The sequence below is a fragment of the Janthinobacterium saanense genome, from assembly GCF_014200675.1.
In the GTDB taxonomy this organism is placed as follows: Bacteria; Pseudomonadota; Gammaproteobacteria; order Burkholderiales; family Burkholderiaceae_D; genus Janthinobacterium.
Genome location: NZ_JACHCI010000004.1, coordinates 47,075 through 67,884, shown reverse-complemented (window position 1 = coordinate 67,884; position 20,810 = coordinate 47,075). Strand labels below are relative to the sequence as shown.

The following is a 20,810-nucleotide window of genomic DNA, read 5'->3' as shown; positions in this document are numbered from 1 at the left end:
TGAAGTCAGGCCATGAAGTCGAATAAAGAGTTCTTGCCCGTATAACCTGGCAGGGCCGAATTGCTGCCCATCTGCTCCTGCGCCGTGTAGGCCTTGACCAGCGCCTGCGCCTGGGCCGTCAGGGCCTTGGCCAGCACGGCTTTCTTGTTGGTCAGGGTGGTGATGTCCTTGCCGACGGTCAGTTGCTCCTTGCGCAGCACGCTGGTCTCGCCCGTCAATTCGCCGATCTTGCTATTGAACTGGTCGGCCACGCCCTTGCCGTCATTGGTAAACAGCTTGCTGACGGCGTCCGGATCGGCAGCGACGGCCGCCTTGAGCTTGGCTTCGTCCAGCACCAGCTCGCCATTCTTGCCGAGGGTAACGCCGGCGCTGCTCAGTACCGACGATGGCACGCCGGTGCTGGCCGTGCGCAATACCTGCTCCATTTGCGACTTGACCTGGCCCAAGGCAGTATCCGACTTCAGACCGCCCTGCTGCAAGCTTTGCAGCTTGGTGTTGAGCTCGTTGTAGGCTGTCACGAAACTGGCCACATTGCTGGCGATCTGGCTACTGTCCTTGGCAACGACGAGGTCGGTAATGCCGGTGGACTTCAGTTCGATGCTCGTGCCTTCGACGGCCGTCGTCAAGGTGTTGCTGGCGCTCTTGATGTCCTTGCCATCGACGGTGAGCAACGCGTCCTGCGCAGCGGCTGTTTGCTGCAAGCCCTTGCTGGCGCCCGGCGCGTACGACACGAGATTGCTGATGGAGGCGTCGCCCGTCACGCTGATGCGCATGCTGTTGTCGGCGCCGCTCTTGCCATTGATGGCCAGCGCATAACCATCGGCATTTTTCACCACGCTGGCATCCACGCCAGCCTGCTTCAGGGCGGCGGCGATGCCGTCCAGGCTATTGTTGCTGCTATCGATGGTCACTGCAATGAGCTTGCCGCCGCCGGCCGTGAACTGCTTGCCGTCTTCGCTGCCCAGTTCGATCTTGATCTGGGTCGGCGCGCCCGTGCCGATGGCGGCGCTGGACGATTTCTGCGCCCCGCTGAGCAGGGTTTGCCCCTGCGCCAGTTGCTTGACGTTCATTTCGTAAGTGCCGCTGACTGCCTTGTCAGTAGTGGTGGCGCTGAGCACGCCCGGCTTGCCCGGCGTGGCCGAGGTGGCAAGGCCGCTGCCGGCCATGCTCTTGGCCACGGTCTGGAATTTGGCCAGCGCCGATTGCAGCTGGCCCAGGCCGGAAAACTTGGCCTGATCCTTGGCCAGGGTGGTATTGAGTTTGACGACGCCCGTATTTTGCGACTGCATCTGGCGCTCCACCTTGGCGTAGACATCGGCCGATGGCGATGCCTGCGTATTATTGGTGTAGACCTTGCTATTGATCGTGGAATTAAACATGGTGGGCGTCCTGTATTTCCTGGTATGGCCAGATATAGCCTGTAAAGGGGCACGCGGTGCACTGCATGACCGCATCTTTTCTGATTGCCAATTATGCAGCATGGCTAAAAGATCAAAACAGCGAACAGAGCCGTATTTTGCGCCCTGCAAACCCATTGCACCTGTCTTTACACGCTGATGACATCCATCTTAGCGCATAAACTTGGAAATGGCGCTCATGACCGCCATGTCCAGATGCAAGAACGTCAACCCTACCTTGAAGCCTGCGCTACTGAAGATGCAATGCGACACAGCGGTGCGCGCTTCGATGATTTGCGCCTTGCCTTCAAGGAACAATTCAAACAGCACCTTGCCCTCCTTGCCTGCCGGTACCGGTTCTGTCACCACGGCCGACATGCCACCCGGCCCGACATCGAGGGTGCGCGCCGCTACTGGCCCCGCACCATCCATCACCAACATTGCCCTGGTACGTAAAATCTTGCGTGCGCCCTGCCTTTGCTCTACTGACACTGTGTTCCGCTTCTCTTATCTCTATCGATTCATCTGTATTTCGACGCCCACACGCTACGCGAAATGTCGGGCGATATTATAGTTCCAAAATGAAATCCGGTTTAGCCCGGCCAAAGCGGGCTTACTCGTGGTCACGCAGCTTGTTGAACGCCTCGTCGATACGCTCGACGGCAATCACCTTGATGCCCTCGATCGCCTGCTTGGGCAAGTTCGACTTCGGTATCATGGCCAGGGTAAAACCCAGCTTGGCCGCTTCGCGCAAGCGCTCCTGCCCGCGCGGCGCAGGGCGGATTTCACCGGCCAGGCCCACTTCGCCAAACACCACCAGCCCGCGCGGCAAGGGCTTGTTGCGCATCGATGAATTGATCGCCAACAACACCGCCAGGTCGGCCGCCGGTTCCGTGATCTTCACGCCGCCGACCGCATTGATGAACACATCCTGGTCAAACGCAGCGATGCCCGCATGACGGTGCGCCACGGCCAGCAGCATCGCCAGGCGGTTTTGCTCCAGGCCCACCGACAGGCGCCGCGCGTTCGGCAAATGGCTGGTGTCGACCAGCGCCTGGATTTCCACCAGCAGCGGTCGCGTACCTTCCTGTGTCACCATCACGCAGGAACCGGGCACCTGGTTATCATGCTGCGACAGGAATAGCGCGGACGGATTCGACACGCCCTTCAAGCCTTTTTCCGTCATGGCGAACACGCCTAACTCATTAACGGCGCCAAAACGGTTTTTAATAGCCCGCACCAGACGAAAACTGGAATGGGCGTCGCCTTCGAAATACAGCACCGTGTCGACGATGTGTTCGAGCACGCGCGGGCCGGCCAGCGCGCCTTCTTTTGTTACGTGGCCCACCAAAATAATCGTCACGCCCGTCTGCTTGGCGGCGCGCGTCAATTGCGCCGCGCATTCGCGCACTTGCGCCACCGAACCTGGCGCCGAACTCAAGGCATCGGAATACACGGTCTGGATCGAGTCGATTACCACCACTTCCGGCTTCAGGTCGGCCAGGGTGGCGAGGATTTTTTCCAGCTGGATCTCGGCCTGCAGCTTCAATTGCTTGGCGTCGATCACCAGGCGCTTGGCGCGCAGGGCGATCTGCGCGCCCGATTCCTCGCCGCTGACATACAGCACGCGCTTGTGGTGCGACATGTTCGCCAGCGCCTGCAGCAGCAGGGTCGACTTGCCGATACCGGGGTCGCCGCCGATCAGCACCACCCCGCCGGCCACCATGCCGCCGCCCAGCACGCGGTCGAACTCTTCGATGCCGGTGCCGAAACGGGGTACGTCGATGGCGTCGATATCGTCCAGCGACAGCACGGGCGCCGTTTGCGCCAGCGACATATGCTGGGGATTCGAATAGCGGTTGTTGCCGCCCGTCTCGGGCACGGTTTCCACCATGGTGTTCCATTGATTGCAGGAAGTGCACTGCCCCATCCATTTATTACTGATGGCGCCGCAATCGCTGCAAGTGTAGATAGTTTTGACTTTTGCCATGGTGTGCTGTGCCCGGGTAAGAATAGAGATAACTGTATTTATATACAGTATAGCGTACTACATCACGCTTCGACTACCGGCACGCGCGGCGCCAGCGCACACATCAGTTCATAGCCTATGGTGCCGGCAGCAAGCGCTACCTCATCGATCGGCATCCCCTCGCCCCACAAGGTAACGGTGCTACCCACCTGGGCGCCCGGCACCTGCGTCAGGTCGACTATCAGCATGTCCATCGAGACGCGGCCGATCAGGCCAGTGCGCACGCCATCGACCAGCACCGGCGTGCCTTCAGGCGCGTGGCGCGGATAGCCATCGGCATAACCGCAAGCCACCACGCCCACCCTGACGGGGCCGCTCGCTTCGTAGCGGCTGCCATAACCGACCACCTCGCCGGCCACGATGTCCTGGATGCCGATGATGCGGCTGCGCAAGGTCATGGTGGGAAGCAAGCCGAAGTCCTGCGCGGGGGTCGTACCGGGCGTGCCGCCATATAACATGATGCCGGGCCGTACCCAGTCACTGGCAAGCTGGTGCAGCAGCAGACCGGCCGAATTCGACAGGCTGCGCGGCAAAGGGTCCGGAATGCTGGCCGCGCCCGCTTCGAAACGTTCCATCTGCTCTTCCAATGGCAGATGGGCCGGCGCGGCATCATCGGCATTGGCGAAGTGCGTCATCAGGGTGATTTCTCCTACCCAGGGAATTGCCCGCAGGCGCGCATACGCTACGCCCACCGCTTGCGGCGTAAAACCCAGGCGGTTCATGCCGGTATTCATTTTCAGATGGATGTCCACGGTGGCCGGCAGGCGGGCCGCCTCCAGCAGGGCGATCTGTTCCAGGCTATGCACGGTGCCGTTGAGGCCGTGGGTCGCCATGGCCAGCAAGTCCTCGGCATCGAAAAAGCCTTCCAGCATCAATATCGGCTTGGTCCAGCCCCAGGCGCGCAGGCGCAGCGCGTAATCGAATTCCACCAGCGCCAAGCCATCGGCCTCGGCAAAGCCCTGTATGGCGCGCTGCAAGCCATGGCCATAGGCATCGGCTTTGACCACCGCCCACACTTTGGCCCCCAAGGCGCTGGCACGGGCGCAGGCCAGGTTATGTTTCATGGCATCCAGATGGATGGTCGCGACGATGGGCCTGGGCATAAGCGTTTTCTACGGCAAGTAATAATGGCCTATTTTAACGGACAGACCGCTGCACGCCAGACAGACTCCCTCAGTTGCAAAATATTCATAACTATAGCTATTTTTCTACGGCAGAAAAATTAAGTCCCGCTTAGGAGGCGGGCCCGCCCGCAGGGTGGCGCAAACTTGTAGGTTGTTCTTTCTTCGTGGTATAAAGCAAGCCAGATAAGATTTCAGGCACTCAAGAATGAATCGTGGTTTTTATACCATCATGGCAGCGCAGTTTTTTTCCTCGCTGGCTGATACCGCCCTCTTTTTCGTCGCCGTCGATCTATTGGTGTCCATGAATTCCCCGGCGTGGATCACGCCGCTGTTGAAATTGTCGTTCGTGCTGTTCTACGTCTTGCTGGCCGCTTTCGTCGGCGCCTTTGCCGACTCCATGCCAAAAGGCAAGGTCATGTTCATCGGCAACATGATCAAGATCTTCGGCTGCCTCCTCGTCTTCTTCCATGTGCACCCGCTGCTGGCCTACGCCATCGTCGGCTTTGGCGCGGCCGTGTATTCGCCAGCCAAGTACGGCATCCTGACGGAATTGCTGCCGCCGGAAAAACTGGTGGCCGCCAATGGCTGGATCGAAGGCTTGACGGTCAGCTCCATCATCCTCGGCACCGTGATGGGCGGCGCGCTGGTCAGCGGCCATGTGTCGGCCATGCTGCTGTCGTTCGACTTCCCGCTGATCGATACGGGCGTGACCACCAAGACCGAGGCAGCCCTGTGCGTGGTCGTGATCACCTACATACTGGCGACCCTGGCCAACCTGAAGATTCCCGATACCCACTGCGTGTATCCGCACCAGGAACGCAATCCGATCAAGCTGATTTCCGATTTCGCCAATTGCTATTCCATCTTATGGAAAGACAAGCTGGGCCAGATCACCCTGGCCGTGACCACCCTGTTCTGGGGCGCCGGCGCCACTTTGCAGCTGATCGTGCTGGAATGGGCCAAGCAATCGTTGAACATGCCGTTCGACAAGGCCACCAGCCTGGTCGGCGTGGTCGCCATCGGCGTGGCCCTGGGCGCCGTGCTGTCGGCCCGCTTCATTCCGCTGCGCAAGTCCTTGACCGTGATACCGCTGGGCATCGCCATGGGCGTGATCGTCATGCTGATGACGCAAGTGCACAGCGTGTGGATGGCTTATCCGATGCTGGTGCTGATCGGCGCCTTGTCCGGCTTCTTCGTGGTGCCGATGAATGCCCTGCTGCAACATCGTGGCCACGTGCTGATGAGCGCAGGCCACTCGATTGCAGTACAGAACTTCAATGAAAACCTGTCCATCCTGACCATGCTGGCCATGTATTCCATCATGATCCGCTTGCACTTGCCGCTCAACATCATCATCATCCTGTTCGGCCTGTTCGTGGCCGGCACCATGTATATGATCATGCGCCGCCACAAGATGAACCAGGCCGAACACGACAATTTGTCGCTGATCGGCGAACAGAAGCACTAAGCGGGCAAAGTCCCTGCCATCCTGCGGACCGCCGCTTGCGCGCTCCAGTCTTCGGGGACGACAAATCCCCGGCGCTGCTCCACTTCCCAGCCATCGACATGCTTGACGACCGCCACCAGCACCGGTTGCGGCAAGTCCGCGAGTTGCTTGCGCAAGACATCGCCATACAGCACATCGACACCCGTGCCCTTGTACGGCGCCAGCCACTGCAACTTGGGCAAAATCACATAACGCTGATCCTGCGGTAGTTGTGCTGCAGCGCACCAGAAACCGTGACCGTGCCCGCTGGAAATACCGTCCATGGGCGCCAGCTTGCCGTGCTCATAGAACAGCCAGCCTTTTACCAGCGCCTGCGCCGAGGCAACAGGCTGGGTCAGCAGGCTGAGCGCGGCCGGGTGACGCGACAAGGCCAGTTGCTTGTCGAGAATCTTGCGCATCTTCAAGCCCAAAGTATCGGCCAGGTTGGGGCCGATCAAGTGATTGAAGACGCCGGGATCGGGCGCCCCTTCCAGCAGATAAAACTTGGTGGCAAATTCCCAGTGCAGCAGAGCGTCCCCAGCTGAATTGTGCAGCAGGAAATCGAATTCGCCCACCGTGTCGTTGCGGTTGAGCTGCACTTGCAAGCCATGGGCCTGCAGCAAGCCCTGCTGTTCAAAATAAAAGGCCAGCAGCTTTTCAGCATACAGGCCCAGGCGGGAATAAAATTTGGGACCGAGCGCAGTTAGCAAAGGCGAGGGGTCGTCTTGCAAGGCTCCCAGCCAGGCCGTGATGGCAGGCGTCACCGGCCCCAGACTGGCGATCTGGCCACCCCAATCGGGACTGGCCGGATCGAGCAAATCGGGCGAGTCCAGCAGCCAGGCCAGCGCACGCACGTGAGGGTGCGTCAAATGCCCCCAGCGGGACTCGAAGCCCTGCTGGAACCGGTCAGCCGCGCCCGGCATGCGTACTTTTCGCCAGGCACAGATCGCCCCAGGCGCGTGCCTTGGCTTTACCAGTTTCATCCTGCAACAGGTTTTCCGGATGGTAAGTGGCCACCACGGCGGCGGCGCCCAGTTGGCGCACCTTGCCACGTACGGGCTTTTCGCCAGGCAAGATACCGGCGGCAGCCATCTGACCCAGGGTGACGATGGTGCGTGGTTGCAGCAAGGCCAGTTCGCGCTCAAAGAAGGGACGGCAGGCAGCAGTTTCAAGCTCGGTCGGCAAACGTTCCTGACCGGCTTCGTCCAGCGGACGGCATTTCAGCAAATGCGAGATATACACATCGGATTCCGGCGCGATATCGATGGCTTTGAGCATATTGTCCAGCAGCTTGCCCTGCTCGCCCGGCAAGGCGCGCCCTTCCCGCTCTTCGCCGCGCGACGGGCTGCTGGCCAGCATCAGCCAAGCTCCCTGGCGGTCGCCACGGCCCACCACCACGCCCTTGCGGTTCTTGCACAGCTCGCAACGCGTGCATTTGGCGGTGGCGGCAGCCAGCGCGTCCCAGTCCATCACGGCGATTTCGGCATCGGTGACCTGTCTGGCGGGCGGCGGTGGCGGCGCATCGTCGAACCAGGCGGTGTCGTCGGATTCGGCGACGGCAGTTGAAACCGGGACCGGGACCGGGACCGGGACTGATACTGGGACCGGGGCTGGCGCAGGCGGCACAATAATCGGTGCAGCAACGGGGGCCACGACTATCTCGGCAATCACTTCCGCTACCGGCGTAGCAACTGCGGCAACGGCTTCTTCGGCCACCGCTGCTACGACAGCCACGGCCTCGCTGCGGCGCAAGCGCCACAGGGGGCCGACGCCCATTTCATCGAGAAAGACGGCGCTGCGGCTCATAAGGTATAACGCATCACGATGGCGTCCTCACGTTGCGAATTGGCGGCAGGGTAATATCCCTTGCGCCGGCCTATCTGTTCAAATCCATAGCGCTGGTAAATATCGAGCGCGCGCAGATTCGACGGGCGCACTTCCAGCAGCATCGATTCCATGCCCAACTGGCGCGCACAGGCGCACGCCTGCTGCAGCAGAAAACGGCCCAGACCCTGGCCCTGGATGGCGGCGTCGACAGCCACGTTCAGCAAATGCGCTTCATCGACCGCCAGCATCAGCAAAAAGTAGCCGAGCAAGGTGCCGTCCGTATCGCGCAAGACCCAGGCCGGATAACCGTCCTTGAGCGAGTCGACGAAGTTGCCCTGCGTCCAGGGATGCGGATAGACGCGCTGTTCCAGCGCCAGCACTTCAAGCAGGTCCGCTTCCAGCATGGGCTGGTAATCGAGGCGCAGCAAGTCCCAGCCTGCGCTGTCAGCCGCTGGCGTCATTGCCCTGCCTCGGCAGCGGCGGCCTTGGCCTTGGCGGCCGCCATGTCCAGGCGCTCGGCGCTGGTGTAGGCGATCTTGTTACGCAGATACAGCGGTTGCGCATCGGCCGCCTTGACAAAATGACCGGCGGCAAACGCGGTACGCGCCAGCTGTGCTATCTGCACCGCATGCGGCATGATGGCCTCGTCCGCTTGCGCAGCGCTGGGCAGTTCGGCGAGTTCGGCTGCATAGGCGGTAAAACCATTGCCGCAAGCCATCACCCAGCCTTGCGGCGCCACGCCAGCCGGCGCACTCAAGGCAGGCGGCGAAATGATTTGCTGGCCATCGCGGAAATCGTATTGTGCCCAGTAAACCTCGCCCATGCGCGCGTCGAGTACCGCCAGCACGCGGATGGCCTCATGCTGCTGATGACAGGCCAGGGCCATGGCGTCCAGGGTCACGACAGGCACCACCGGCAAGCCCGCGCCATAGGCCAGGCCCTGGGCGATGCCGCAAGCCGTGCGCACGCCGGTAAACGAGCCGGGGCCGGAGCCATAGGCGATGGCGTCGCAGTCAGCCAGGCTGAGACCGGCTTCGGCCAGCAATTCTTGCACCATCGGCAAGATGGACTGGGAATGGGTGCGCACGCCCGAAGAGGCACGGGAAAGGACGGCATCGCCGCGCAGCAAGGCGCAGGAGGCGAGTTCGGAAGAAGTTTCAATAGCAAGTATGGTAGACATAGCGTATTTTACCGTACGCATTGCGTACCAACATTGCCGCGTTGCACAACGCTCACACGCCGAGGCTATAATGACAGGCTGGTTAGCGGAAACTCCGCAGCCCGACTTCGTTCCCACCCTACTGTCCTGGTCAGCCCGTGAATCCACTTCTTGTCAAACTGCAACCATATCCATTTGAAAAGCTGCGCCAGCTGTTTGCCGGCGTGACGGTCAATCCCGACTATGCTCCCATCAGCCTGGGCATGGGCGAACCCAAGCATCCGACGCCGGCCTTTATCGAGCAGGCGCTGATCGACAACATCAGCGGCCTGGCCAGCTACCCGACCACCATCGGTTCGGAAGCCTTGCGCGGCGCCATCGCCGGCTGGCTGGAACGCCGCTACGACATTCCAGCGCTGAACCCGGCCACGCAGATTTTGCCCGTGAATGGTTCGCGTGAAGCGCTGTTTGCGCTGGCGCAAACGGTGATCGATCCGACGGCTGGCGCGCTGGTGATCAGCCCGAATCCGTTTTACCAGATTTATGAAGGCGCGGCCTACCTGGCCGGCGCAGAACCCTATTTCGTCAATTCCGACCCGGCCCGCAATTTCGGCTGCGATTACGACCAGGTGCCGGCCTGCGTGTGGGAAAAAGTCCAGCTGCTATTCCTGTGCTCGCCGGGCAACCCTACCGGCGCCGTGTTGACGCTGACGGACTGGGAACATCTGTTCGCCTTGTCAGAGCGCTACGATTTCGTGATCGCCGCCGACGAGTGCTATTCCGAGATTTACCATGGCGATACGGCCCCGCTGGGCGCATTGCAGGCGGCGCACATGCTGGGCCTGTCCACCGTGGAACGGCCGTATGCGCGCCTGGTGGTGTTTTCCAGCCTGTCGAAACGCTCGAACGTGCCGGGCATGCGCTCGGGTTTCGTGGCTGGCGACGCCGAAGTACTGAAAAAATTCCTGCTCTACCGTACTTATCACGGCGGCGCCATGAGCCCCTCCGTGCAAGCGGCCTCTATCGCGGCCTGGAACGACGAAACCCATGTCGAGGAAAATCGCGCCAAGTACCGCGCCAAGTTCGACGCCATCACGCCGCTGCTGCAAACGGTGATGGATGTGCAATTACCCGACGCCGGCTTTTACCTGTGGGCTGACGTCAGCCGCACCGGCTTGTCGGACACCGAATTCGCGCAACGCCTGTACGCCGAATATAATGTCACGGTATTGCCTGGCAGCTACCTGGCGCGCGACGCGCACGGCATCAATCCGGGCCGCAACCGCATCCGCATGGCCCTGGTGGCCGAAACGGCCGAAGGGCTGGAAGCGGCGCAGCGCATAGTAAAATTCTGCCAGCAGCTTTCCGCATCCGCCTCAACTAACTAAAGAACACGACTTCATCATGAGCCAACAACTGCAAAACATCATCGACCAGGCCTGGGAAAACCGCGCCGAGATCAACCCGGGCAATGGCAGCTTTGAACTGCGCGACGCCGTTTCCCACGTCATCAATGGCCTGGACAATGGCAGCATCCGCGTGGCGGAAAAAACCACGGGCGACTGGGTCGTCAACCAATGGGTCAAGAAAGCCGTGCTGCTGTCGTTCCGCCTGGAAAACAACGTCGCCATGCCGTCGGATGGCACGATGCAGTTCTATGATAAGGTACCGACCAAGTTCGCCAACTACACCGCTGAAGACTTCGCCAAGGGCGGTTTCCGCGTGGTGCCGCCAGCCGTCGCCCGCCGTGGCAGCTTCATCGCCAAGAACGTGGTGCTGATGCCTTCCTACGTCAACATCGGCGCCTACGTCGATGAAGGCGCGATGGTCGATACCTGGGCCACCGTTGGTTCCTGCGCGCAGATCGGCAAGAACGTCCACCTGTCCGGCGGCGTCGGCATCGGCGGCGTACTCGAGCCTATGCAAGCGAACCCGACCATCATCGAAGACAACTGCTTCATCGGTGCCCGTTCGGAAATCGTCGAAGGCGTGATCGTCGAAGAAAACTCGGTCATTTCGATGGGCGTCTACATCGGCCAGTCGACCAAGATCTACGACCGCGCCACCGGCGAAGTCACCTACGGCCGCGTGCCAGCCGGTTCCGTCGTGGTATCGGGCAACCTGCCTTCGGAAGATGGCAAGTACTCGCTGTACTGCGCCGTGATCGTCAAGCGCGTGGATGCTCAGACGCGTTCGAAAACGGGCATTAACGAATTGCTGCGCGGCATCTGATCGACTAGCTGCAAAGCAATCGCCGCACCCTGAATGTCCCGCCCTTGCGGGACATTTTCATTTCCAGGCAGACACTTCAATCGTCTCCTGCCCCTTGCTCATCTTGTCCTATACTCGATGGCATGAATACACCTCCCGTATTGATCGTTGGCGCCGGCCCCAGCGGCCTGATGCTGGCCTTGCGCCTGGCCCACCACGGCGTGGCGTGCCGCATCATCGACAAAAATAGCGGTCCCGGCCAGGCGTCGCGGGCCATGGCCATGCATGCGCGCACGCTGGAGTTTTACCGGCAGATGGGCTTTGCCGACGAGGTGGTCAATCTTGGCATCCAGATCCATACCGTGCATGTGCATGAAGGCGGCGAAGAGCTGGTCAAGCTGGCGCTGGGCGAAATCGGCGAAGGCCTGAGTCCCTATCCCTTCGTGCTGAGCCTGCCCCAGGATGAACATGAACGCTTTCTGGTCGGCAAGCTGGCGGACGCTGGCGTACAGGTGGAGTGGAATGTCACCCTGGACTTGTGGACGCAGGACGATAGCGAAGTGCAAGCCATACTGCTCAAGGATGGCGAACGCCAATATTGTACTTTTAATTACATCTGCGGCTGCGACGGCGCGCGCAGCAAGGTACGCGAAATCGCCGGCATCGACTTATCAGGCGGCACTTACGATCATCTGTATTACGTGGCCGACGCAAAAGTAGCTGGCAGCAATAGCGACTTGCACGCCCACCTGGGCGCCAACAGCTTCGCCCTGATGCTGCCGGTGCGCACCAGCGGCATGCAGCGCCTGATCGGCATCCTGCCCGACCGCCCGCCAGGCGCGCCCGCGCCCGTGTTTGACGATGTACGCGGCGAGGTGGAAACCCTGCTCAATATCCAGGTGGAACAGGTCAACTGGTTTTCCACTTATAAAGTGCACCACCGCGTGGCGACCCACTTCCGCGAACGGCGCTGTTTCCTGCTGGGCGACGCCGCCCATTTGCATAGCCCCGTGGGCGGCCAGGGCATGAATACGGGCCTGGGCGACGCCGTCAACCTGGCCTGGAAACTGGCGCAAAAATTGCAGGGCCGCAGCCATGACGCCCTGCTCGACACCTATGAAGCTGAGCGCATCGTGTTTGCCCGCAAGCTGGTCGCGTCCACCGACCGCGCCTTCCAGGCCATCGTCTCGCAAGGCATGACAGGCCAAGTGCTGCGCAAATGGCTGGTGCCGCACGCGCTGCCCTTCCTGTCCGGCTTTGAAGCCGCGCGGCGCATGCTGTTCAAGACCGTCTCGCAAATCCAGATCAGCTATGAAGACAGCGCCCTGTCTGGCGGCCATGCGGAACATCTGCGGGGCGGCGACCGCCTGCCCTGGTTTTCGGATGGCACGCAAGACAATTTCCTGGCCCTGCGCAGCATGGATTGGCAATTGCACATTTATGGCGTGCCGGCGCCGGAACTGCTCGATGAAGCACGCATATTGAAACTGCCCGTGCATTGCTACACCTTCAATGTGGCTGCCAAGCAAGCTGGCCTGGGCCGCGATGCCGCCTACCTGGTGCGCCCCGACGGCCATATCGCGCTGGCCCTGCACCAGCAGGAAAGCGGCGCCCTGCGCGCGCTGGCCTTGCGGCTGGGCATGCACTTCGGGCCACCGGAGAGCAAAGCGGCGCCACGGCCGGTGTAGGCAATCCCGATGCGGTGACTGCCCGGACCCGCGACTACGTGAGCCGCATCCCCCTGTCAGGCATGCGCAGTTCACTGCTCCAGGCAAGGCGGGCCTTACAACTTGGCCGTGTTGCACCGCCGCATCGACGGTATAATGGCGGTATTAAAATTCACGGATTAGCGCAAGCGCTGCGATCAAGTAATCCGCATTCATTCCCCATAGCACACCCCATTATGACGATGACACTCTACGGTATCCCCAACTGCGATACCGTCAAAAAGGCCCGTACCTGGCTGGCCGCGCAGCAACTCGACTTCACTTTCCATGATTTCAAGAAACAGGGCCTGGAACGGGCTACCGTAGAACAATGGCTGCAGCAATTGCCGTGGGATGTGCTGGTCAACAAGAAAGGCACAACCTGGCGCGCCTTGAGCGATGAGCGCAAGGCGTCCATCGTCGACGCCGCCAGCGCTATCGAGCTGATGCTGGAAAACCCGTCCATCATCAAACGCCCCGTGCTGGACAAGGCTGGCAAGTTCAGCGTGGCATTTTCGGATGCGCAATACAAAGCAATTTTTTCAGTTTGAGCCTTCATCTTCGCTTTAGCCCCATGACCACCTCCAAAACCCTCGCCCTGACTGAAAAACTGATCGCCCTGTCCTCGGTCACGCCTGACGACAAGGGCTGCCAGCAGCACCTGATCGATATCCTCACGCCGCTGGGCTTTGTCTGCGAGACGATACAGTCGAACGACGTCACCAATCTGTGGGCGCGCCGCGGCACCACCTCGCCCGTGTTCGTGTTTGCCGGCCATACCGACGTGGTGCCGACCGGCCCGGTCGAACAATGGCGCTCGGCACCGTTCATCCCTACGGTGCGCGACGGCAAGTTGTACGGCCGCGGCGCAGCCGACATGAAGACCTCGATCGCCGCCATGGTGGTTGCTTGCGAAGAATTCATCGCCGCCACGCCCGACCACACAGGGTCGATCGCCTTTTTGATCACCAGCGACGAGGAAGGCCCGGCCACCGATGGCACCGTCATCGTCTGCGACAAGCTCAAGGCGCGCGGCGAGCAGATCGATTATTGCCTGGTGGGTGAGCCGACCTCGAGCGCGCAACTGGGCGACATGATCAAGAATGGCCGCCGTGGCTCGCTGTCGGGGCGCTTGACGGTCAAGGGCATCCAGGGCCACATTGCCTATCCGCATCTGGCGAAAAACCCCATTCACGTGGCGGCGCAGGCGCTGGCTGACCTGGTGGCGGAACAATGGGACGAGGGCAATGAATACTATTTGCCAACTTCGTGGCAAATGTCCAACATCAACGCGGGTACGGGCGCGAACAATGTGATTCCGGGCGCCATGGTGGTCGATTTCAATTTCCGTTTCTCCACCGCCAGCACCGCTGAAGGGCTGCAAGAACGAGTGCACGCCATCCTCGACCGGCATGACTTGCAATACGGCCTGGAATGGACCTTGAGCGGCCAGCCTTTCCTGACGCCACGCGGCACGCTGTCCGATGCCTTATCGAGCGCAATCGAAGAAGAAACCGGCATTAAGACGGAGTTATCGACCACCGGCGGCACCTCCGATGGCCGCTTTATCGCGCAGATCTGCCCTCAGGTGATAGAATTCGGGCCGCCCAATGCCAGTATTCACAAGATTGACGAGCACATCGACGTGTGCCACATCGATCCGCTGAAGAATATTTACCGCCGTACGCTGGAGCATTTGCTGCCCGAATAAAACACCAGGCCCGTTTCAGCGGGCCTTTAGCCGCCATCAATTGCATCACCCGCTCTATCGAGAATGCCATGACACCGAATCCGTTTTCCACGCCACGCGACCTGTTGCGCTACGCCACCACCCGTTTCAACGCCGCCAAGCTGTTTTTCGGCCATGGCAGCGCCGAAGCCTTCGATGAAGCGGCGTATCTGCTGCTGCATACCTTGAAATTGCCACTCGACAAGCTCGAACCTTTCCTGGACGCCAAACTGCTGCCGTCGGAAGTCGCTGCCGTGATGGCCGTCATCGAGCGCCGCAGCATCGACCGCGTGCCAGCCGCCTACATCACCAAGGAAGCCTGGCTGGGCACCTACAATTTTTACGTGGATGAGCGCGTGATCGTGCCGCGCTCCTTCATCGCCGAGCTGATCCCTGAATACTTCTCGCCATGGGTGGCGGAACCGGAAGCGGTGGAAAACATCCTGGAACTGTGCACCGGTTCAGGCTGCCTTTCCATCATGATGGCCGACGCTTTCCCGAACGCCAGCGTGGACGCGGTCGATATTTCAGCCGATGCGCTGGCCGTGGCCAAGCGCAACGTCGACACCTACAAGTTGCAAGAGCGCGTGAACCTGATCGAGTCCGACCTGTACGCCAACGTGCCGGCCAAGAAATACGATCTGATCATCAGCAACCCGCCGTACGTGAATTCCGCCTCGATGGGCGCGCTGCCCCAGGAATACCTGGCCGAACCGCAAATCGCCCTGGATGGCGGCAGCGACGGCATGGACCTGGTGCGCAAGATTATCGCCGGTGCGGCCGAGCGCCTGAGCGACGACGGCATCCTGATGATCGAAATCGGCAATGAGCGCGCATATGCGGAAGCGGCCTTCGGCGAACTGGGCCTGACCTGGCTGACCACCAGCGCCGGCGACGACATGGTGTTCCTGCTGACGGCCGAGCAGTTGAAACTGGCGTAAGCGCTGGCATAAGCATCGCAGTGCCTTAATTTACAACACAAAGAAAAAAATGATACGTTTCCTACAAGTAAGCCTGATGCGCGGCATCAAACCGTTGCTCGAACAAGTCGATGTCACCCTCAACCCGGGCGACAAGATCGGCCTGATCGGCGCCAATGGCGCGGGCAAATCGAGCCTGTTCGCGATGATGCGCGGCGAGCTGCATCCTGACCAGGGCGAGATCGATTTCCCGGCCAAGTGGCGCGTGGCTTACGTGGCGCAGGAAACCCCGCCGCTGGACCGCGCGGCGCTCGATTACGCAATCGACGGCGACGCCACCTTGCGCAAACTCGAAGCCGAACTGGCCTACCTCGAGTCCCAGCCGGAAAGCACGGAAAACGGCATCGCCATCGGCAATATGTACAGCGCGCTGGCCGATGCCGACGCCTACACGGTGCAGTCGCGCGGCGAGCAACTGCTGCTGGGCCTGGGCTTTACGCTGGACCAGATGCAGCAACCGGTGGCCAGTTTCTCGGGCGGCTGGCGCATGCGTTTGAACCTGGCGCAAGCGCTGATGTGCCCGTCTGACCTGCTGCTGCTCGATGAACCGACCAACCATTTGGATCTGGACGCCATCATCTGGCTGGAAGACTGGCTGAAACGCTACGCCGGCACCCTGCTGATCATTTCCCATGACCGCGACTTCCTCGACGAAGTCGTCAACGTGGTGGTGCATATCGACGAGCGCAAGCTGAAACGCTACTCGGGCAACTATTCGAGCTTCGAGCGTCAACGCGCGGCGCAAATGATACTGGCCGCCGGCGCGCTGGAAAAGCAGCAACGCAAGCGCGCCCATCTGGAATCGTTCGTGAACCGCTTCAAGGCGCAAGCTTCCAAGGCCCGCCAGGCGCAGAGCCGCATGAAGGCGCTGGCGAAGATGGAAGAGCTGGCGCCATTGCGCGCCGCCGCCGAATTCTCGTTCGAGTTCCGCGAGCCGCTGTCGGCGCCGAATCCGCTGCTGGTGATGGAAGACGTCGATGCAGGCTACAAGATCGAAAACGACGCTACCGGCGAAATCACCCACAAGACCATCGTCAACGGCATCAAGTTTTCCTTGCAGATCGGCCAGCGTATCGGCTTGCTGGGCCAGAACGGCGCCGGCAAATCGACCCTGATCAAGACCATCGCCGGCGAACTGTCGCCGCTGACGGGCGACGCCACCATGGGCAAGGGTTTGAATATCGGCTACTTCGCCCAGCACCAGGTGGAAATGCTGCGCCATGACGAATCGCCGCTGTGGCATCTGTCCAAGATTGCACCCACCACGCGCGAGCAGGAATTGCGCAACTTCCTGGGCGGCTTCAACTTCCCGGGCAATATGGTCACCGCCTCGATCGCGCCCTTCTCGGGCGGTGAAAAAGCGCGTCTGGCATTGGCCCTGATCGTCTGGCAGCGCCCTAACCTGCTGCTGCTCGATGAACCGACCAACCATCTGGACCTGGAAACGCGCGAAGCGCTGACCGAAGCGCTGGCGCAGTTCGAAGGCACGCTGGTGGTGGTATCGCATGATCGCCACTTGCTGCGCGCCACCACCGACGAATTCATCATCGTTGCCGACGGCAAGCTGCAGCCGTTCGACGGCGATCTGGACGATTACAAGGACTGGCTGTTCAAGACCAAGCTGGGCAAGGGCACCGACGTGCTGCCGGCCGCCGGCAAGGCCAACAAGACCGATTTCCCGGTGACGTCTTCCGTACCTTCGCCAGTGGTAGCAGCGGCCCCTGCCGCGCCGGTGCGCGACAAGCGCAAGGAAGCCGAAGAGCGCCAGAAGACTGCGGCGCTGCGCAAGCCGATCGAAAACAAGATCAAGCGCCAGGAAGAGCAGATCGCCAAGCGCAATGCGCAAAAAGCGGAAACCGACGCCAAGCTGGGCGAACCGAGCATCTATGACGCGGCCAACAAGGCCAAGCTGAAGCAGTTGCTGGCTGACCAGAGCTTCTTCAGCAAGGACCTGGCGCAGCTGGAAGCGGAATGGCTGGACTTGCAGGATCAGCTGGAAAAACTGGGCTGATCAGCAATCAGGAAGGCGACTCGATGAGTCGCCTTTTTTTCAGGCTGCCTGCATCGGGCTGGAATGGGGGCCTGGCAGGCGGATCGCCATCAAGCTGTCGATATCGACCAGGATCAGGCGGCGCCCGTCCACCACGCCCACGCCCAGCAGATAGCCGGCTTCGACCGCACCCAGGCCGGCCACGGGCGTAATGTCGGCCGGCGCCAGGCTGACAATATCGGTCACGCCATCGACCACCATGCCCATCACGCCAGTGCTCAGTTGCAGGATGATCACATCGGTGGACGGATCGGGGGCTTCCTGGGCGCCGCCGAACGCGGCACGCATGTCGACAATGGGGATGATCACGCCACGCGACACGGCCACGCTTTGCAGCACCTCGCCTTGCGAGGAAAAACGGTCGAGTTCCTTGAGCGGGCGCAACTCTTGCACACTGCCGTAATGCAAGCCATATTCCAGGCCGCCCAAGCGAAAACTCAGGTATGGCGCGCGGAGAGTATCCGCCATTGCTGCCGCGCCAGGCGTCGTCGTGGGCTGCATGATATTCCTTTCATCTGCTAAGTACTTGCCAGGATGCGCAGTAGCGCAAGACTGGGGTCATACTAACCAGCATCGCCTGTGGCAACGTTGAGAAACATCAATTTTTCCGAAATGCAAGTCATTCCCGGAGTCCGCCATGTGCCCGGGCGTCTTCCATTACAATGGGCCATTGTTTTTGATCAATCAGACCATGCAACACCTCGTCAATCCCGCCGACGTCGAATTTTCCGCCATCCGCGCACAAGGCCCGGGCGGGCAAAACGTCAACAAGGTTTCCAGCGCGATTCATTTACGCTTCCCTATCGCCGCCTCGTCGCTGCCGGAAGCGTACAAGGAACGTTTGCTGGCCCTGCGCGACAGCCGCATCAGCAAGGATGGCGTGCTGATCCTGAAGGCCCAGCAATCGCGCAGCCAGGAGCAAAACAAGGAAGAAGCCTTGCGGCGGCTGCAGGAAATCATCGACAGCGTCACCTTCCTGCCCACCCTGCGCCGCGCCACCAAGCCCACACGCGGCTCGCAGCGGCGCCGGCTCGACAGCAAGAGCACGCACAGCCTGCTCAAGCAAACACGGGGAAAAGTGCGCGATTAAACTGGGGGCGCGTACGTCCAGTCGAGCGCACCGCTGCTGTCCGAAAACACTGGCTGCGTGGGCGGCACGGCGCTGCGCAGCAAGGCGCGGATTTCTTTCGGCGGCCGGTCATACACCTTGGCAAAACCGGGCGGCACCGTCATCGCGCGCACGCTGGTGTCGCCATCGACCAGGCCCAGCACGCAGCGCGACTGGCCAGCCGTGGCCAGCCTTTCCTGCCGCGCCTGCTCGGCCAGGGCCAGCATCTGCGCCTGCAGGATTTCAGATTGTTTCACTTCCAGCCGCAGCCGCGCCACCTCCTTGAGCACGGGAGCGATGCGGGCCGCCAGCTTGTCGTAGGGCGCCTGCTGGGCCGCCTGCAGCACCAGTTCGCCACGCCGCAGCTGGCCAGCCAGGGTCAGGTAATTGCGTACGTCGGGAAGTTGCGCGATGTCATCAATTTCCTGCTGCCGCTTGCGCTGCACCTGCTCATACTGGGCGGCGCGCGCCAGATCGTCGGTGATCTTCTGCTCCAGCACACTTAAATCGGGCACCAGCGGGTACACCAGCATTTCCACGTGCTTGCGCGGCCCTGCACTGCCGATGCGGATGTGGCGCGCCGCCACCGCACAGCCTTCGGCCAGTTCGATGACGACCTCGTCGGCGATGATGTCGCAATTGCTGGCATGGTCGATCACCACCCGCGTGCCGGAAATGACGCAACTTTCCGCGCGCTGCAAATGTACTTCGCCATGCAGCGCCTGCAGCACGGAACCGGACGCCACGCCATCGACCTGGATGTTGCCGTGTTCGTTGAAGGCCGTGCCACCCACCAAGTTGCTGTGCAGCAAGATCAGCCCGCCATGTGAATGCAGATGGCCATACACATCGCCATGGATGGTGATGTCGCTGCCATCGAGCATGCGCTGCTCCTGCACTTCGCCATATTCCTCGTAGGCAGCGCGCAGTTTCAGATTGCCGGTGGTGCGGCTGCTGACGCCTTCCCGGCTGACGATCTTGTTGTCGATGGAGATCTTGCCGCTCTCATCGACATTCACATAGCCATCTTGCGTGGCCACCAGATAATCGCCGTCGCTGAAATGCTCGACCACCGTGCCGCTGCCTGCCACGGCAGCCAGGTCCATTTCTTGCGGTGCGGGTGGCGGCAAGAGATTGCCCGCCAGGTCATAACCGTGCAGCCCTGGCGCCGCCGGCAGCTTGCGCAGCAGGCGCGCATGTTTTTTCACTTGCGGAAAGCGGTTTTTAAAGCTGAGCAGATCGAAGCGGCCATCGGCCAGCTCGCGCGGCGCATCGTCGCGGTGTATGCCTTGCGACACTTCGACCAGTTGCCCATCGCGCCCCGGCTGCGGCGCCAGCACGCGCGCCACCGTGATGCGCTCGGCCTTGCCTGACTCGATGATGGCCCGCACGGCGGCGCTGTCGATGCCGTAGCGCACGCCCTTGCCCCACAAATCGGCCACCAGCTCATCAAGATCACGCCGCAGTGGCAACACGCCATCCGCATCGGCAGGCATCGCTTCAAAATAGAATTCGGCCGTGTCGCCGCGCAGCTTGATGCTTTTATACAAGGCACGGCGGGAGGCGGAAAAAGCAGCGATGCGGGCGGCGATGCGCAACAGGGCCTCGCTACGGGGCGCGCCGCGCGGCGCCGGTGCGTGGAACAAGGTCAGCAGGAATAGCGGATAGTCGAGACCCTCCAGCAGCCGGCCGGACTGGAACAGCTGATCGACGGCGGCGCGCAATTCCAGCGGCGCCAGAGACAGGTCCAGGAACACCCCTTCCTTGCGCTGGATTATTCCATGCGGCAAATCCCCCGCAGCAGCCGCATCAGGAACAGGCGTATCGTCGTCGCTCACCACTTTCCTCCACATCAAGAAAACTTGTCGGAATGCACAGGAACAATAGCATGCGGCGAGCTTGCGTGCCTGCGCATGAAAAAAATGTGGTGCGCAAAAATATAACGCCGATATAAAAAAACCGGGCCTTGTTAATAACAAGGCCCGGTTTTAATAAACTCATGCA

19 protein-coding genes are annotated in these 20,810 nt (G+C 61.0%); 9 read left to right on the top strand and 10 right to left on the bottom strand.

Annotated elements, in window-relative coordinates; genetic code table 11:
• Nucleotides 1-5: 5 nt before the first annotated feature.
• The 4 genes from fliD to alr all read right to left on the bottom strand — a co-directional run bounded on the left by fliD (nt 6) and on the right by alr (nt 4,529).
• The gene (fliD, locus tag HDE72_RS07345) at nt 6-1,379 is read right to left on the bottom strand and encodes a flagellar filament capping protein FliD (RefSeq protein WP_183738460.1); all 1,374 of its coding nucleotides are present in this window, start codon (nt 1,377-1,379) and stop codon (nt 6-8) included.
• A 189-nt stretch (nt 1,380-1,568) separates the two neighbouring features.
• A complete protein-coding gene (locus tag HDE72_RS07340; protein ID WP_183738458.1) occupies nt 1,569-1,889 on the bottom strand; it encodes a PilZ domain-containing protein in 321 nt (106 codons plus the stop codon).
• A gap of 121 nt (nt 1,890-2,010) precedes the next feature.
• Nucleotides 2,011-3,387: a DNA repair protein RadA gene (gene radA, locus HDE72_RS07335; protein WP_183738456.1), complete on the bottom strand. Its 1,377-nt coding sequence runs from the start codon at nt 3,385-3,387 to the stop codon at nt 2,011-2,013.
• Between the two features lie 62 nt (nt 3,388-3,449).
• Nucleotides 3,450-4,529 carry an alanine racemase gene (gene alr, locus HDE72_RS07330; RefSeq protein ID WP_183738454.1) on the bottom strand — a complete coding sequence of 360 codons (1,080 nt, stop codon included), beginning with the start codon at nt 4,527-4,529 and terminating at the stop codon, nt 3,450-3,452.
• Between the two features lie 226 nt (nt 4,530-4,755).
• Between alr and lplT the strand changes: the two genes are divergently transcribed.
• Nucleotides 4,756-6,018, top strand: coding sequence for a lysophospholipid transporter LplT (gene lplT, locus HDE72_RS07325; RefSeq protein ID WP_183738453.1), 1,263 nt, complete (start codon nt 4,756-4,758; stop codon nt 6,016-6,018).
• Here the strand turns inward: lplT and HDE72_RS07320 are convergent.
• The 4 genes from HDE72_RS07320 to tsaB are packed head-to-tail and all read right to left on the bottom strand — an operon-like array spanning nt 6,015 to nt 9,043.
• Entirely contained in the window at nt 6,015-6,959 is a 945-nt protein-coding gene (locus tag HDE72_RS07320; protein WP_183738451.1) for a DUF1853 family protein, read from the bottom strand. The two genes, lplT and HDE72_RS07320, sit on opposite strands and share 4 nt — an antisense overlap.
• Nucleotides 6,943-7,842: a uracil-DNA glycosylase gene (locus HDE72_RS07315; RefSeq protein ID WP_183738449.1), complete on the bottom strand. Its 900-nt coding sequence runs from the start codon at nt 7,840-7,842 to the stop codon at nt 6,943-6,945. The genes HDE72_RS07320 and HDE72_RS07315 overlap by 17 nt, the downstream gene beginning before the upstream one ends.
• Complete coding sequence (gene rimI, locus HDE72_RS07310) at nt 7,839-8,324, bottom strand: ribosomal protein S18-alanine N-acetyltransferase (protein WP_183738447.1); 486 nt, start codon at nt 8,322-8,324, stop codon at nt 7,839-7,841. The genes HDE72_RS07315 and rimI overlap by 4 nt, the downstream gene beginning before the upstream one ends.
• Entirely contained in the window at nt 8,321-9,043 is a 723-nt protein-coding gene (gene tsaB / locus HDE72_RS07305; protein WP_183738445.1) for a tRNA (adenosine(37)-N6)-threonylcarbamoyltransferase complex dimerization subunit type 1 TsaB, read from the bottom strand. The genes rimI and tsaB overlap by 4 nt, the downstream gene beginning before the upstream one ends.
• Before the next feature lie 137 nt (nt 9,044-9,180).
• Here tsaB and dapC point away from each other — a divergent pair, with 137 nt between their 5' ends.
• From dapC to HDE72_RS07270, 7 genes are all read left to right on the top strand, one after another.
• The gene (gene dapC, locus HDE72_RS07300; protein ID WP_183738443.1) at nt 9,181-10,410 is read left to right on the top strand and encodes a succinyldiaminopimelate transaminase; all 1,230 of its coding nucleotides are present in this window, start codon (nt 9,181-9,183) and stop codon (nt 10,408-10,410) included.
• A gap of 16 nt (nt 10,411-10,426) precedes the next feature.
• Nucleotides 10,427-11,254 carry a 2,3,4,5-tetrahydropyridine-2,6-dicarboxylate N-succinyltransferase gene (gene dapD, locus HDE72_RS07295; protein ID WP_183738441.1) on the top strand — a complete coding sequence of 276 codons (828 nt, stop codon included), beginning with the start codon at nt 10,427-10,429 and terminating at the stop codon, nt 11,252-11,254.
• Between the two features lie 122 nt (nt 11,255-11,376).
• On the top strand, nt 11,377-12,921 hold the full coding sequence (locus HDE72_RS07290) for an FAD-dependent monooxygenase (protein ID WP_183738439.1): 1,545 nt from the start codon (nt 11,377-11,379) through the stop codon (nt 12,919-12,921).
• A gap of 215 nt (nt 12,922-13,136) precedes the next feature.
• On the top strand, nt 13,137-13,490 hold the full coding sequence (locus tag HDE72_RS07285; RefSeq protein WP_183738437.1) for an ArsC family reductase: 354 nt from the start codon (nt 13,137-13,139) through the stop codon (nt 13,488-13,490).
• A gap of 23 nt (nt 13,491-13,513) precedes the next feature.
• Nucleotides 13,514-14,650 carry a succinyl-diaminopimelate desuccinylase gene (dapE, locus tag HDE72_RS07280; protein ID WP_183738435.1) on the top strand — a complete coding sequence of 379 codons (1,137 nt, stop codon included), beginning with the start codon at nt 13,514-13,516 and terminating at the stop codon, nt 14,648-14,650.
• 68 nt (nt 14,651-14,718) lie between these two features.
• Nucleotides 14,719-15,609, top strand: coding sequence for a 50S ribosomal protein L3 N(5)-glutamine methyltransferase (gene prmB / locus HDE72_RS07275; RefSeq protein WP_183738433.1), 891 nt, complete (start codon nt 14,719-14,721; stop codon nt 15,607-15,609).
• A 49-nt stretch (nt 15,610-15,658) separates the two neighbouring features.
• A complete protein-coding gene (locus HDE72_RS07270; protein ID WP_183738431.1) occupies nt 15,659-17,659 on the top strand; it encodes an ATP-binding cassette domain-containing protein in 2,001 nt (666 codons plus the stop codon).
• 39 nt (nt 17,660-17,698) lie between these two features.
• On the opposite strand, the gene HDE72_RS07265 is transcribed toward HDE72_RS07270, so the two are convergent.
• Nucleotides 17,699-18,166 (bottom strand): chemotaxis protein CheW, encoded by a 468-nt coding sequence (locus HDE72_RS07265; RefSeq protein WP_260176561.1) that lies wholly within the window; start codon nt 18,164-18,166, stop codon nt 17,699-17,701.
• A gap of 223 nt (nt 18,167-18,389) precedes the next feature.
• Here HDE72_RS07265 and arfB point away from each other — a divergent pair, with 223 nt between their 5' ends.
• Nucleotides 18,390-18,788 (top strand): alternative ribosome rescue aminoacyl-tRNA hydrolase ArfB, encoded by a 399-nt coding sequence (arfB, locus tag HDE72_RS07260; RefSeq protein ID WP_183738427.1) that lies wholly within the window; start codon nt 18,390-18,392, stop codon nt 18,786-18,788.
• Here arfB and HDE72_RS07255 read toward each other — a convergent pair.
• A complete protein-coding gene (locus tag HDE72_RS07255) occupies nt 18,785-20,644 on the bottom strand; it encodes a flagellar assembly protein A (protein ID WP_183738425.1) in 1,860 nt (619 codons plus the stop codon). The genes arfB and HDE72_RS07255 overlap by 4 nt on opposite strands.
• Between the last annotated feature and the right edge of the window lie 166 nt (nt 20,645-20,810).